The organism is Chryseobacterium sp. FW101-FHT12H09, assembly GCF_058790395.1.
The window spans coordinates 1-1,015 of the sequence record NZ_JBYTCP010000008.1 but is presented as its reverse complement, the minus strand read 5'-3'; the positions used below and the strand labels follow the sequence as shown (position 1 = coordinate 1,015).

1 protein-coding gene is annotated in these 1,015 nt (G+C 35.0%); it reads left to right on the top strand.

The features are described 5' to 3' along the window. Positions 1-95 precede the first annotated feature (95 nt). Positions 96-953: a ThuA domain-containing protein gene (locus AC3WRL_RS22565; RefSeq protein ID WP_492331286.1), complete on the top strand. Its 858-nt coding sequence runs from the start codon at positions 96-98 to the stop codon at positions 951-953. Positions 954-1,015 lie beyond the last annotated feature (62 nt).

Below are 1,015 nucleotides of genomic sequence, written 5' to 3'. Positions count from 1 at the left end.
ATTAACCTTCCATTCTTTCAATAATCAGTACTTTTTAAAACTGGTTTATTCTTCTTAATTTTGATTGACAACTCAACCTTACAAAACTCAACCCCTTGAAAAAAGAAATTTTCTATATTATTATTTTTCTTACGCTCATATGCGGTATCTCACATGTCCATGCTCAGTTATCAATTATCCCTAAAGTCTTAGCTTTTTATACCGCAAAAAATGATTTAGCCCATATCAGTTTTGTTGAAGAAGCTAATAAATACTTTACCTCTCAGGCTCAGGCTAAGAAGCTCCACTATACTCATACCGATGACTGGAATAAAATGACATTGGATGAATTATCAGAATATGATGTTGTTTTATTCTTAGATACCCGGCCCGAACAGGTAGAACATCGGGATGCCTTTAAACAGTATATCGAAAAAGGCGGTGGATGGATCGGATTCCACTTCACTGCTTTTTCATTACACCAATCTTCTTATGACGATAATTGGAGTTGGTATCACGACACATTCCTGGGATCCGGAGAATACAAGAGCAATACCTGGAGACCCACTTCAGTCGTACTCAGAAGAATTACTAATAATAAATTCACAGAATCACAACCCTTCCTACATACACCACCCAATGAATGGTACGCCTGGAAGAATGACCTTACCAAAAATAAAGATATAAGTATCCTTTATGCGATAGATGAAAAAAGTTTTCCGGTAGGAACAGGTCCCAAGAAACATGAGATCTGGACCGAAGGCTCTTATCCCATCATCTGGAGTAACAAAAAATATAATATGATCTACTCCAATATAGGACATAACGATATGGACTATGAACATCATTATAATAAAGAACAAGTAAAACCCCTTTCCTCTACCTTTGCCAGTAAAGACTACTCTCATTTTATAACAAAGGCGATCTATTATCTGGCAAAAGAAAAAAGAGCAAGATTTAAAAATAAAAAATAAAAAAATCACACGCAGTATTAGATTCAAAGATTCATACTCTTTCATTCTTAAATAACCTGTTC